Genomic DNA, 13268 nt, shown 5'->3' with positions numbered 1-13268 from the left:
GGGAGGACCACTGAGGCCTCCCTCGACCGGGGAGGTGAACGCGGTGGTGGAGAAGGAAGCGATCGGGAACACGGACCGGACGGCCGCACCGCAGGCCCCGGCCGGCGCACCGCACGCCCCCGCCGCCGCACCGCGCGAGCCGGTGGCCGCACCGCACGGCCCGGCGGCCGACGGCAGCGCCGGGCACGCCCCGGTGCCGGACACCGCTCCTCTCCTCGGCGCCCGGGACCACGGTGATCCGTGGTGGGTGCCCGGAGCTGTCGGGCCCCGCGCGGACACGGAGCCCGGCTGGGCCGCGTTCGTCCGTGAGGCCGTCGCCCTGGCGCCGCGGGAGGCACGGATCGCGGACCGGGCGTACCCGGATCTGACCGGCTTCCACCTGGTGGTCGCTCCGTTCGCGGCCCTGGCCGCGGACCGGCTGGCGGGTGCGGTGTCCGGGGACACCGCACGGGGGCAGGCCTCCTGCCCGGCCGGCGTGGTGGACGGCTTCCGGCAGGACGTCGCCCGGCGCCTGGCCGTACTGGCCGCCCGGACCCTCGTCTCGGAACTGCACGAGGCGCGGACCGGAGGCAGGCTGAGCGGCGAGGGACCCCGTGAGCGCTTCCGGGACTTCCTGCGGCTGACCGCGGGCCGGGCCGGTCTCACCTCGCTGGTCACCCGCTACCCGGTCCTCGCCAGGGTCCTCGCACAGGCGGCCATGAACGCGGCCGACGCCTTCGCCGAGATGCTCGCCAGACTCGCGGCGGACCGCGAGCTCCTGGGGTCCTCCACGGTGCTCGGGGACCGGGGCGCGGGAGGCTCCGCCGGCTACGGGCCGCACACGCTGACCGGGGTCGAGTCCGGCTCGGGCGACAGCCATCGCGGGGGCAGGTCGGTGATGCTGCTGCGGTTCGCCGACGGCGCCCGGCTCGTCTACAAGCCGCGCCCGCTCGCCGCCCACCGGCACTTCGAGGCGCTGGTGGAGTGGTTCAACTCCCATGCGGACCCGCATGCGGACACCCGTACGGACTCCCCTGCGGACTTCCCCACGGGATCCCTCGCCGGCTCCCCCGCAGACCTCCCGGCCGACTCCCCGGCCGGGACGCCCGCCCTGCGCGCGCCGCGTGTCCTCGACCGGGGCGCCTACGGCTGGGCGGAGTTCATCACGAGTGCTCCCTGCCTCTCGACGGCCGAGACCACGCTCTTCTACCGGCGGCTGGGCGCCCTGCTCGCGCTGCTGCACGTCCTGGACGGCACGGACCTGCACCACGAGAACCTCATCGCCTGCGGGCCGCACCCCGTCCTCGTCGACGTGGAGACGCTGTTCCACCCGCCGCTGACGCAGGCCCCGCCCGCCGATCCGGCCGCCCGGGCCCTGCACGCCTCCGTCCACCGCGTCGGGCTGCTCCCTCAGCTGCTCGTCGGGGACAGCTCCGCGCTCGACATGTCCGCCGTCGGCGGCGGCCGGGCGGCCTCCTCCCCGCTGGAGACGGCCTCCTGGGCCGCGGCGGGCACCGACACCATGCACCTGGTGCGCGCCTCGGGGCGGTTCACCGAATCGGCCAACCGCCCCACGCTCGACGGGGCCCCGGCCGATCCGTTCCGGTTCACCGACGCGCTCTGCGACGGATTCCGCGGGGCGTACACGGCCGTCAGCGACTCGCGCGACGAACTGCTGGGGGCGGAGGGGCTGTTGCGCCGTTTCGCCGACGACGAGATCCGCTTCGTCCCCCGGCCGACCTGGACGTACGCGACGCTGCTGCACGAGTCGACGCACCCCGACCTGATGCGGGACGCCACCGAGCGCCAGCAGGTGTTCGCGCTGCTGCGCACCGGGGCCCTGGGCTCCCCCGCGCTGCCCGGCCTGGAGGACGAGGAGATCGCGGAGCTGTGGCAGGGCGATGTGCCGGTCTTCACCACGCGCCCGGACAGCACACGGGTGCACAGCGGCACCGGACGTGAGGTGCGGGAACTCGCCGGACCCACCGGGCTGGCGCGGGTGGAGGCCAAGATCCGCGCCCTCGACACGGTGGACCGCCAGGACCAGGAACGGATCATCCGCACGGCCATGGTGAGCACCTCCGCCGAGCCCCCGCACCGGGCCGCCGGCGGCGGCAGGCCGCGGACCGAGGCGACCGCGCCGGAGCCGGAACGCCTGCTCTCCGCCGCGCGCTCGGTCGGCGACCAGCTCGTCTCGCTCGCGTACCACAGCGGCAGCCGGACCAACTGGATCGGCCTGGAGCTGCTCGGCGAACGCTACTGGCGTCTCACGCCGCTGGCCGCCGATCTTGGGGGCGGCTACACCGGTCCCGCGTTGTTCCTCGCGCAGCTGGCGTCCCTGACCGGCGCGTCCCGCTACGCCGACGCAGCCCGTGCCGCGCTGGCGCCGGTACCGGGACTCCTCGACACGCTGCACCGGTGCGGTGAGGACCTCGCGCTGCTCGGCTCGGGTGCCTTCTCGGGCCTCGGCGGCATCGCGTACGCCCTGGCCGAGGTCGGGACGCTGCTGGACGACGAGCGGATACGGGACTGGGCGGGCCCGGCCACGCGGCTGGCCGCCGCCGCGGCCGCGGCCGAGGAGGGGCTCGGGGTGCGTGGCGGAGCGGCAGGCGGCCTGGTGTCGCTGCTCGCCGTGCACCGCGCGACCGGCCGGGCCGAGGCATGGCGCGGCGCCGAACTCTGCGCCGAACGGCTCCTGGCGGCGGCGCCGCCCTCGTCCGGCGGTTTCGCGGAGGGGGCGGCGGGCACCGGCTGGGCGCTGCTGCGGTTCGCCGGGGCGGGCGGGGGGCCGCGCCACCGGAGCGCCGGGCTGGACGCCCTGCGCGGTGCCGCGCGCGGCGCGGGCCCCGGCGGGGCCTGGTGCGAGGGGGCGGCGGGGGTCTCGCTCGCGGTGGCCGACAGCCCCGACGCCCTGGCCGACCCCGAACTGCGCGCCTGGCTGGAGGAGCGGGCCGGTGACGTGGCCCGGTCCGCGCCGCCCGGGAACGACAGCCTCTGCCACGGCGAGCTGGGCGTGCTGGAACTGCTCGGCCATGCCGGACTGCCGCGTCTGCGCCCCCACTGGCTGCGCAGGACCGGCACCCTGCTGGCGGCCGCCGACCGGGCGCAGACGCACTGCGGGACGCCCGGACACACACCTCACCCGGGACTGCTCACCGGTCTGTCGGGCATCGGACACGGACTGCTGCGGGCGGGGTTCCCCGACCGGATCGGCCCGGCACTGCTCATGCGCCACTCGGCGGGGACCGACCGGTCCTCCGCAATGACGTTGTCGACCAACGACCAGTAGATGAGGCAGAGATGACGCAGATCAGCGAATCGGCCGGATACGCGGACGCCGCCACGGCGCACGAGGGCGCATGCGAGCACCCGGCGGGCCGGATATCGCTCGGGAACAGGGGCGGACTCGGTCTGCGCAGCAGGCTCCTCAGCGCTTCCGACGGGGACCCGACCGGCCCCGACCTGCCGTGGACCACCTTCACGGTCCCGATGTAACCCTTTCCCTACGGGGCGCACCGTCATGAGCGGGAATGCGCCTACTGCCGCACTCTGTACGGCTCCAGTAGCCTGCGGCCATGCGTGCGAATTCGCCGGTCGTCGTCGGACGTGACGAGGAGATCGGCCTGCTGAGCAGCGCCCTGGACGCCGCGCGACGGCGTTCGGGGCGCGCGCTGTTCCTCGTCGGTGAAGCGGGGATCGGTAAGTCCCGGCTGGTGGGTGAGTGCGCCTACCGGGCGTACGGGCTGGGGATGCCGGTGCTGCGCGGCCGGGCGGGCTCCACCGGCCTGGTCGTCCCTTTCCGCCCCCTGATGGAGGCGCTCTCGTCCCACTTCCGGTCGGCCGGCACCCCGTCCGAACCGGAACTGGCCCCGTATCACCCGGCGTTGGCCCGGCTGGTGCCGGAATGGCGGACCGGGGCGTCCGCCGGCTACACGGAGACCGTCGTCGAGCTGGCCGAGGCGCTGCTGCGGCTGCTGTCGGTCCTGGGCCGGGAGACCGGCTGCGTGGTGCTGCTGGAGGACCTGCACGACTGCGACACGGAGACCGTGGCGGTCGTCGAGTACGTCGTGGACAACCTGGCCGACCTCCCCGTCCTGCTGCTGGGCACCCTGCGCCCCGAACCGGGGGCCGCGCAGGACCTCGTACGCTCCGCCGAGCAGCGGCACACCGCGACGGTGGTGGAGTTACGGGGGCTCGGTGACGCGGAGGTCCGGACGCTGACCGGTGCCTGTCTGGAGACACCGCCCGAGCGGATACCCGAGGCGGTCCACCAGCGGCTCGTCGAACGCGCCGCGGGCAACCCGTACCTGGTCGAGGTGCTGCTCGACGACCTGCTCGACACGGGCAGACTGCGGCGTGCGGGGGACGGCTGGGAAGCGGCGGAGCAGCCGGACGGCATCCTTCCGTCGCGCATCCTCCGGAGCTGGGCCCAGCGGCTCGACCGGATGGACGAGCCGGTGCGGGACCTGCTGCTGACGGCGGCCACCCTGGGCAGCCAGTTCTCCGTGACGGTGCTCCAGACCGTCACGGGGCTGGAGGACCGGGCCCTGTTCACCCACCTGAGGTCCGCGGTCGAGACGGGTGCCATCGCCCCCGACGGGGCGGCCCCCGACCGCTACACCTTCCGTCACACCCTCACCGCCGAGGCCCTGGTCTCCTCCCTCGCACCGGCCGAGCGCGCCGCGCTCGCCCGCCGTGCCGCCTCGGCCGTCGAGCACGCGGGGGAGCCGCTCGACGAGGACCGGCGGCAGCTCCTGGCCTCCTTGGAGCTCGCGGCGGGCAACCGTGCCGGTGCGGCCCTCCAGCTCGCCGAGGCGGGGCGGCGGATGCTCGCGGCGGGTTCGCACGGCTCGGCCGTGGTCCTGCTGGAACGTTCCCTCCCGCTGGCGGCCGAGACCGACGCCGCCGGCATCACCGAGTCACTGGCGGTGGCCCGGGCCGAGGGCGGCGATCTGGACGGCGCCCTGGCGCTCGCCGACGCCCTGCCCCCGGTCCCCGCCCACTCCGAGGCGGCCGCCCGGCGGGGGGACGTCCACATCAAGATCGCCTGGGTGGCCGTCATGGCGGAGCGGGCCGCCGACACGGCCCGTCAGATCAAGGCGGCCAACGACCTGTTCGGCGCGTCCCCGTCCCCGGCGCGCCGGGCGTCGCTGGCGGTCGTCGACGGCCACCTCTCGCTGCTCCCCGGTGAGGACAGGCGCGAGCCGGAGGCGGCCGAACGGGCCGCCCTCGCCGCCGCGGAGACCGCCGAGGCGGAGGGGCTCCCGGTCGTGGCCTGCCAGGCATGGCAGTTGCTGGCGCTGTTGTCCAGGGAGCGCGGGTTCGACGCCGCCGACGCGTGCCTGGAGCGGATGCTCGCCCTGTCCACGGAGCACTCCCTGCCCCTGTGGCGGGTGGAGGCACTCGTACGGCTGGGGGTGAACAGCTTCATGCGGACCGGCGACGCGGCCCGTCTGCACTCGGCACGGACCGCGGCGGCGGAGCTGGGTTCGCTGCTGCTGGCGCAGACGGTCGACGGGCTGCTCGCGATGAACGCGGTGATGTCGGCCCGGTGGGACGAGGCGGAGGAGATCACCGGACGGTCGGTGGAGGCGAGCGCGAGGATCGGCAACCACGGCGCCCACCGGTACCTGCTGCTGGCCGGGGCGGCGATGGCGGCGCACCGCGGCCGAAGACGGGAGGCGGACCGGGCCCTGGCCGCGTTCCGCAGGGCGGGGGGTGACCGGTCCGCCCTGGTGCCCTTGCGGCTGGGCTTCTGCGGGGCGATCGGGGCGCTGCTGGACGAGGACCGCCCCCGCGCCCTCGCGGCACTGGACGCCGTCCTCGCCTGGGAGCTCGACCATCCCAGCTACTACTACCTGAGCGGCCGTTACGGACTCCGCCCGCTGCTGCGGGTGCTGGCGGGCGACGCGGCCCGCGGGGAGTACGAGGACGTGGCCGGCTCCCCCGGTGCCGCCCTGGCCTGGAACCGCCAGTTCCTCGAACTGGCGGAGGCGGTCCTGCTCGGCCGTGAGGGCGACCCCGCGGGTGCCGCACAGCGGACGGCCGCCTTCCACGCCCGGTCCGCGGCCTTCCCCGTCGCCCGCCACCTCGGGCTGAGACTGGTCGCGGACGCGGCACTGGCCGACGGGTGGGGAGAGCCCGTCGTGTGGCTGCGCACGGCGGAGGAGTACTTCCACGGAGCCGGGGTGCAGCCCCCGGCGGCGGCGTGCCGGGCGGCTCTGCGCCAGGCCGGGGTGAGCGTGACCCAGCACCGGGGCGGCCGGGACCGCATCCCCCCGATGCTGCGGACCAACGGGGTGACTCCGCGCGAGTACGAGGTGTTCGTCCTGCTGGCGGAGCGGCCGGGCAACCAGCAGATAGCCCAGCGGCTGTCCATCTCGCCCCGCACGGTGGAGAAGCACCTGGCCAGCCTGCTCAGCAAGACGGGCCGGGCCAACCGTACGGCGCTGTGCGAGTTCGCCGCGGAGTACGCGGTCGACCAGCCCTGAGGCCGCGCCGGCCGTGGGCGCCGGCCGCCGTGAGGCTGACCGTCCCCCCCGTGGGCGCCGGCCGCCGTGAAGCTGACCGTCCCCCCGTGGGCGCCGGCCGCCCGTGGGGTCGCGCCGGCCGGTCGGTGAGGCTGCGGGCCGGGGACCGGGAGGGTGGGGGAAGGCCCCCGCAACATGGGGGCCCCGGGCGGCAGGGGTCGGGGGTGCGCCCCGGAAGATGCGGGCCGCGTACCGATGTGCGCCGCTCCGCACCGCGGCAGGATCGACCGGTGTACGGCAGCTCGTCGCCCCTCCCCCGGCCAGGAGGCCCGCTGATGCCCCCATCCTCCGTTCGCCCCGGCTCCGCCGGCACCGTGTACTTCTCGCTGCTCGGGCCGCTCACGGCGGTGATCGACGGCAGGCCGCTGCCGCTCGGGCCACGGAAGCAGAGGCTGGTCCTGGCCACCCTGCTGTCCCGTCCCAACACCCCCGTACCGGTCGACGTGCTGACCGACGTGGTCTGGCCCGAGGGGCCGCCGCGGACCGCGCGCAAGAACCTTCAGGTCTATGTCAGTGCCGCCCGCGCGCTGTTCGGGGGCGCGGACGGCGACGACCGGGGCCGGGTGGTGCACGACTGCGGCGGCTACCGGCTGCGGGTGGAGGAGGGCGAGCTCGACACGCTGCGCTTCCGGACGCTGGCCCGCGCGGGCCGCGCGGCCGGGGAGCGGGGGGACCTGCGCACCGCCGCCCGGCTGCTCAGGGAGGCGCTGGACCTGTGGGGGGAGCGTCCGCCGCTGCACGACCTCCGCGACAGTGCCGGTGTGGCGGAGGAGGCCGAGCGGCTGGAGGCCCGCTGCCTCACGGTCTACGAGGACTGGGCCGAGGCCGAGATCGAGACGGGCCGGGCGGGCTCGGCGCTGGACGGCCTGCGGGACCTGGTGGAGCGTCACCCGTTCCGGGAGCGGCTCCGGGCGGCGTGGATGAACTCCCTGCACCAGACCGGGCGTCAGGCGGAGGCCCTGGCGGTGTACGAGGACTACCGCCAGCTGCTCGCCAGGGAACTGGGTCTGGAGCCCAGCCCGGCGGTGGCGGCCCTCTACCGGTCGATGCTCGGAGGTGGCCGGGCCACCCGTCCCGCCGCCTCCCGCGGCGCCGCCTGTGGTGCGTCGCTGCCCGCGGACAGCAGGCACTTCACCGGCCGCGACGACGAACTGGCGCGGCTGCTCCAGGTGTCCGGCGGTGCGGACGGATCCGTGCTGGTGGTCTCCGGTCCGGCCGGGGTGGGGAAGTCGGCGCTGGCCGTCCGCGCCGCCCACCTTCTCGCGGACGGGTTCCCCGACGGGCGTGTCCATGTCCGGGCCCGGCGGGAGGACGGCTCGCCCCGCGACCGCAACGACATGCTGGACGAGCTGGGGCGGCTGTGCGACGTGGGCGGACCGGGCCGGCCGGATCCGGTGCGGGCCGAGAGCGCCTGGCAGGACTGGCTGTCGCGGCACCGGGCGCTGGTCGTGCTGGACGATGTCGCCGACGAGGCCTCGGTGCGCGGGCTGCTGCCCCGGTCCGGGCGGTGCTCGGTCGTGCTCACCGCCCGCCGTCAGCTGGCCGGGCTGGAGTCCGTGCACCGTACGGCCCTGGCCGCTCCGGGGGACGACGAGGCGCTGGAGCTGTTGGGGACGCTGATCGGCGAGGACCGGGTCCGGACGGACCGGACGGCGGCGCTGCGCATCGTGCGGGCCTGCGGATGCCTGCCGTTGGCGGTGGCGGTGAGCGGGATGCGGCTGGCGGTGCTGCGTCACCTCCCGCTGGCGGAGTACGCGGACCGGCTCGACGACCCGACGGCCGCCCTGGACGAGCTGGTGGCCGGAGACGTGTCCGTCCGCTCCCGTCTCGCCGCGGGCTGGCGGGACCTGAGTGCGGACAACCGCGGGGCACTGGCCAGGCTCGCGGGCGACGCGGGGGACGGTGCCTTCACCCTGGAGCGGGCGATGGCGGCGCTGGACCGGGACGAACGGGGCACCATACGCGCCGTCGAGGCGCTCATCGACACGGGCGCGGTGACCTCCCCCGCGGGTGAGGTCACCGCACACGCCGCGCTGTACGAGGTGCCGCGCCTGCTCTGCCTGTACGCCCGCGAGGCGGCGGGACCCGGTGCGGCCGGAGTGCGGGAAGCACCGCTCTCCTTCGGGAGCGGCGCTTCCCGCCTCCTCAGCCGAGGGTGAGCAGGTCCAGCAGACCCGGGGGACGCTCCGCGCCGGCCGTGTCCCGGGCCCCGGACAGGAAGTGCAGGGCGAGCAGCAGCCCCGCCGCCCCGGTGCCGAGGTCGGCGGAGAAGCGCCGCAGTGTCGCTCCCGGGACGAGCAGCCCGTCCTCGTCAGCGACGAGGTGCCAGGCGAGGTTGCGCACGGAGGCCATGACGCCGGGCCCGGTCCGGGTCAGGGGGTCGAGCTGGCCCGCCGCCGCGGCGAGGCCCGCACGCCCGGTGAACAGCCCCGGTTCACGGACGAACTCCATGGCGCAGCCCTTGGCCACGCCCGGGATCAGGGCGCTCAGTGCCTCGTCCTCGTACCGGGCCGTGTACGCCTGGGCGACCAGTGCGACCCCTGAGCTGCCCTGTCCGAGATAGAGCAGATGGCGCCGGCCGTCCTTCACCTGGAGCGATCCGTCGTCCATGGTGACCAGGTGTCCGGCCTCCCGTTCCAGGGCGGTGCGCGCGGCCCTGCGCAGCCAGTCCTCACCGGTCAGGGCGTGCAGCTCCAGGAGCAGGAGAGCGGCTCCGCTCGCACCGCGCAGCAGCCCGGCCGACTCCGGCGGCTTCATGCCGTCGACGTGTTCGCCCCGCACCAGCCGGTCCAGGTCCCGGGCGGTGCGCAGGGCGCCGTCGACGAGCCGGGAATCGGGAGCGGCGCCGTCCACGCGGGCCATGCGGAGTGCGGCGAGCGCGGTGCCCGCGCGGCCGGTGAACAGATCCGCCGACCCGGTCGCCTGCGCGACGGACTCCGCCCGCTCCCACACCTCCCGTCCCTGCTCGGTCCGGCCCAGGAGGGAGAGCACCAGCGCCGCGCCGGGCAGCCCGTCGTAGAGTCCGCCGGCCCCGGCGGGATCCCTGCGCAGCGCCGCCGCCGCGAGCCAGTCGGCCCACTCCCCGGGGACGGGGGCGCCCGTCCGGTGCAGGGCGTACAGGACGCCGGCCGCGCCGTTCGCGAGATCGGTCCCGCCGGTCGTGAAGAGATCCGGGCCGCCCGGGAAGAGGCGGTCGGTCCGTCCGGGTGTGGCTCCGGCGTGGATGCCGGCGAGGAGCCGGGTGCGGATCCCCGCCCAGTCGATCCCGGGCCCCTCGAACAGGGCGGCCACCTCGGCCTCCCGCCGCCGTGACGCGTCGAGGCCGCCGAGCAGTCCGGGCCTGCGGGGTCCCGCCCCGTCCGGAAGGCCGTACCGCCGGCGGGCCCAGCTCTCCAGGGTGAGGGCCTTCGCCCTTTCGAGTCCGGCCATCTCCATGACCGGCATCAGCATGGAGAGCCAGGTCGCCCAGAGCGCGTAGGCGTCGGCCTCCGCCCCGGGGGTGCCCTGAGGGGCCTGGAGGCCCTGGCCACCGGCCAGCGGGATGTCCGGGTCGTCCAGGGCGGTGGCGTACTCGAAGTCGACGAGGGCGATCCGGCCGTCGGGCCGGACGATGATGTTGGAGGGGTGCAGATCGCCGAAGCGCAGCCCCCGCGCGTGGATCTCCTCCAGTGCCCGGGTGAGTTCACCGGTCACCGCCTCGGTCCACGCGACGTAGGGGGCGAGTTCGTCCGCCGAGTCCGCCCCGCGTACGAGGGCGAAGCGGGCGACGATCTCCTCAAGCAGGGTGTTCCCCTCGATGTACTCCTCGATGAGGAAGTGGTGCTCCCACACCGTCCGCACCCCGTACACCTCGGGTACGCAGTCCAGTCCGGCCAGCGCGGTCAGCGCCCGGTGCTCGCGGCGCAGGCGGGTGACGGCGTCGTCGCCGACGCCGTCGAGGCCGCAGTGCGGGCGCGCCTCGCGCAGGACCACGCGCCGCCCCGTCCCCCGGTCCTCGGCGAGGTAGATCCCTCCGGCGTTGGAGAACTGGAGGGCCCCGGTGACCGTGTACGGGAAGGAGTCGTCGCGTGCGGCGGCGCGCGCCGCGAGGTGCGGCCGGAGGGCCTCGGGGACCTCGACCCACGAGGGAACCCGGAACACCACCCCGCGCTCGTCGGGGACGAGTTTCCCGGACGGGTCGCGCAGGGCGAGGACCCGGCGGCCCTCGGCGTCGTCGCACCAGCGGGGCACATAGGCGCCGTAGCGGGTGTAGACCGGTGCGTCGCCGATCCGCAGGTCGCTGAGGATGTAGGGGCCGCTGCGTCCCGCCAGGGTCCGGGACAGTTCGTCGGCCAGGGCGAGGGACACGGTCTCGTCGGGCGGGTAGGCGGCGATGAACTTGCCCGCGCCGCTGCGGTTGATGTGCTTGCCCGCCATCAGCAGCAGCGCCTGCTCGCTGCGCAGGAACTTGAAGGGCACACCGTGGCGGACGCAGATCCGGGCGGTGTCCCGCAGGGTGTCCTCGGCCTCGCCGGGGACGGTGGACACATGGATCTTCCACCCCTGTTCGGCGAGCTCGGCGTGTTCGGGCACCAGCGAGGTCCACAGGCCCACGGCCTCGCGGCGCCAGCCCGGCGGAGGCGGATCGGTGTCGAGCCGGTACCGCGACTCCTCGTCGGGCAGCCGGGCCGGGGTGTCGAAGTACGTACGGTCGGCGAGGCAGTACAGCTGGGTTTCCTGGATGCCTGGCACGCTCGGCTCTCTCTTCTCGAAGCCCGCGGGGGCGGCGGACGGTGGGTGTGGGCGGCGGCCCCGGTTCGCGGATCAGTCCCCGGTGACGGCGGGCTTCGCGCCCGCCGGTGCGTGGTCCGGGTCCGGGGCGGGCCCGGTGCCGGGCTCCGTCGGGACGGCGGGCTCCTCCGCCCGGTGCGGGGAGGGCTCCGTGCGCGCCGAGCGGGCGAAGGTGACCACGAGGGCGGAGACGGCCAGCACGCAGCCCGTCAGGGCGAAGGCCCATCGGGCGCCGAAGGCGGTCAGCAGGGCTCCTCCGGCCAGCGGCCCGAAGGGCTGGACCATCGAGGACAGGAAGCCCGCCGCGCTCTGCACCCGGCCCACGCGCTCCTCCGGGGTCACGACCAGGAGCTTCGAGAGGAATCCGATGCTGGCGATCGTCGACAGGCACATGGTGAGGGCGCACATGAGCCCGGCCACCACCGGCAGGCTGATCCAGGCCATCACCCCGGCAGCCGCCACACAGGTCCAGCAGGTGGCGACGATCAGGACCCGGGAGTGCCGGGCGGGGCGGAGCCGCGGGGCGAGCAGTGCCCCGGACAGCGCCCCGGCGGAGACACAGGTGAGGACGAAGCCGCCGCCGACGCCGGACGTGCCGCCGTCGGAGAACGCGGTCAGGGCGGTGAAGGTGAGTGCCCCGAACGCGAAGTTCATGCCCAGGCCGAAGACGAGGAGGACCGTGCGGAGGTAGGGCAGGCCCCACAGGAAGGTCAGGCCCGCCAGCAGCTCGCGCCTGCTGAACACAGCGCCGGCCTTCGCCCTGGCCCGGGACCGGGTGCGTACGAGGGCCACGCAGACGGTCGACAGGAGCAGGCCCAGCGCCTCTGCGGCGAAGGGCAGGGCCGGATGGATGCCGAACAGCGCTCCCCCGACGAGGGGTCCGACGAGCCGGGCGGTCTGGGTACGTGCCTGGAGCCGCGCGGTGGCGGTGCCCATCTGGTCGGCCGGGACGACCGCGCGCATGAGGCCGAAGACGGCAGGCCCGTAGACGCTGCCGATGACCGCTCCCGCCGTGGCGCAGAGCAGGACGAGTGCCATGGGGACGTGCCCGGACCAGACGGCCGCGGTGAGGGCGGTGACGGCGATCAGGCTGCCGACGTCGCAGACCCGCATCAGCCGGCGGCGTTCGACACGGTCGGCCATCACCCCGCCGGGCAGCATCGTGATCAGCACGGCGCCCACGGACACCGTTCCGACGGCTCCGGCCTGCACGGCCGATCCGGTCTCCTTGAGCACCAGCAGCGGAAGGGCGAGGGAGCTCATCTGTCCGCCCAGGACCGCGAAGAGGCCGCTCAGCCAGAGCAGCCGGAAATCCCTGTTGCCGCGCAGCGGCGTGGTCATCGTGAACTCCCCTGGACGGTCTGGGTCATGACGAGGGGTGCGGGCCCGTCCGGGCCGCGGAAGCGACGGCGGGGCGGCTCCGTCACGACGGAACCGCCCCACATCACCGGCCGGCCGGGCGCCACGGCGGGAGGTCCTGCCCCGTCCTCCGTGGCGCCGCCCCGGTGTGCCCGGTCAGTCAGCGAGGACGACGCTGATCACGCTGACGCAGCTGCCGCCCGGCGCCTCGATCTCCTTGTTGGCCGTCTCCTGGAGGTCCAGCACGGAGTGCGCCTCGACCTCGGGGGTCTCGTCGTTGTTGTCGTCGGCGACGGGCTGGGTGTTCTCGGACATGGTGGTCTCCGTCCACTCGTGACTGCACTGGCCCGGGGCCGGCGGGATGTCCCGCGGTCCGGTGCGGCGGGCTGCTGCCTGCCGTTGCCGAGAAAGTTAGGACGGCCGGCCTGGGAGACGCTTCGGCAGCGGTATGGCAGTGGTATCCGGGCAGTTCGGAGATTGTGCACGGCCCGGACGGGGTGGCCCTGAGGGGTCCGGCGGGGCCGGTGAGCTGGGCCCATACCGCTCCCGAACCGGCCGTGGACCGCCTCCGAACCGGCGCGCCGGAACCTGGGTACGCGCCTGACGCGCCCCGGCCCTCTGAAGGAGGCG

The 13268-nt window shown here is 75.3% G+C and carries 7 protein-coding genes; 4 read left to right on the top strand and 3 right to left on the bottom strand.

What is annotated here, in order from left to right; all coding sequences use genetic code 11:
- The first annotated feature begins 43 nt into the window (after nucleotides 1–43).
- The 4 genes from ACFC51_RS07000 to ACFC51_RS06985 all read left to right on the top strand — a co-directional run bounded on the left by ACFC51_RS07000 (nucleotide 44) and on the right by ACFC51_RS06985 (nucleotide 8668).
- Nucleotides 44–3268, top strand: coding sequence for a type 2 lanthipeptide synthetase LanM family protein (locus tag ACFC51_RS07000; protein WP_376527347.1), 3225 nt, complete (start codon nucleotides 44–46; stop codon nucleotides 3266–3268).
- An 11-nt stretch (nucleotides 3269–3279) separates the two neighbouring features.
- The gene (locus ACFC51_RS06995) at nucleotides 3280–3474 is read left to right on the top strand and encodes a hypothetical protein (protein ID WP_376367007.1); all 195 of its coding nucleotides are present in this window, start codon (nucleotides 3280–3282) and stop codon (nucleotides 3472–3474) included.
- Nucleotides 3475–3554: 80 nt separating this feature from the next.
- A complete protein-coding gene (locus ACFC51_RS06990) occupies nucleotides 3555–6470 on the top strand; it encodes an AAA family ATPase (protein WP_376367009.1) in 2916 nt (971 codons plus the stop codon).
- A gap of 314 nt (nucleotides 6471–6784) precedes the next feature.
- Nucleotides 6785–8668, top strand: coding sequence for a BTAD domain-containing putative transcriptional regulator (locus ACFC51_RS06985; protein ID WP_376527344.1), 1884 nt, complete (start codon nucleotides 6785–6787; stop codon nucleotides 8666–8668).
- On the opposite strand, the gene lanKC is transcribed toward ACFC51_RS06985, so the two are convergent.
- From lanKC to ACFC51_RS06970, 3 genes are all read right to left on the bottom strand, one after another.
- The gene (gene lanKC, locus ACFC51_RS06980) at nucleotides 8655–11240 is read right to left on the bottom strand and encodes a class III lanthionine synthetase LanKC (protein ID WP_376367013.1); all 2586 of its coding nucleotides are present in this window, start codon (nucleotides 11238–11240) and stop codon (nucleotides 8655–8657) included. The two genes, ACFC51_RS06985 and lanKC, sit on opposite strands and share 14 nt — an antisense overlap.
- Nucleotides 11241–11312: 72 nt before the next feature.
- Nucleotides 11313–12620 (bottom strand): MFS transporter, encoded by a 1308-nt coding sequence (locus ACFC51_RS06975; protein WP_376527342.1) that lies wholly within the window; start codon nucleotides 12618–12620, stop codon nucleotides 11313–11315.
- Between the two features lie 174 nt (nucleotides 12621–12794).
- Complete coding sequence (locus tag ACFC51_RS06970) at nucleotides 12795–12953, bottom strand: hypothetical protein (protein WP_198959660.1); 159 nt, start codon at nucleotides 12951–12953, stop codon at nucleotides 12795–12797.
- Nucleotides 12954–13268 lie beyond the last annotated feature (315 nt).

The sequence above is a fragment of the Streptomyces sp. NPDC055962 genome (assembly GCF_042270185.1).
Classification (GTDB): Bacteria; Actinomycetota; Actinomycetes; order Streptomycetales; family Streptomycetaceae; genus Streptomyces.
Note: the sequence above shows the minus strand (reverse complement) of the source record. Positions and strands in the feature narration are given on the sequence as shown.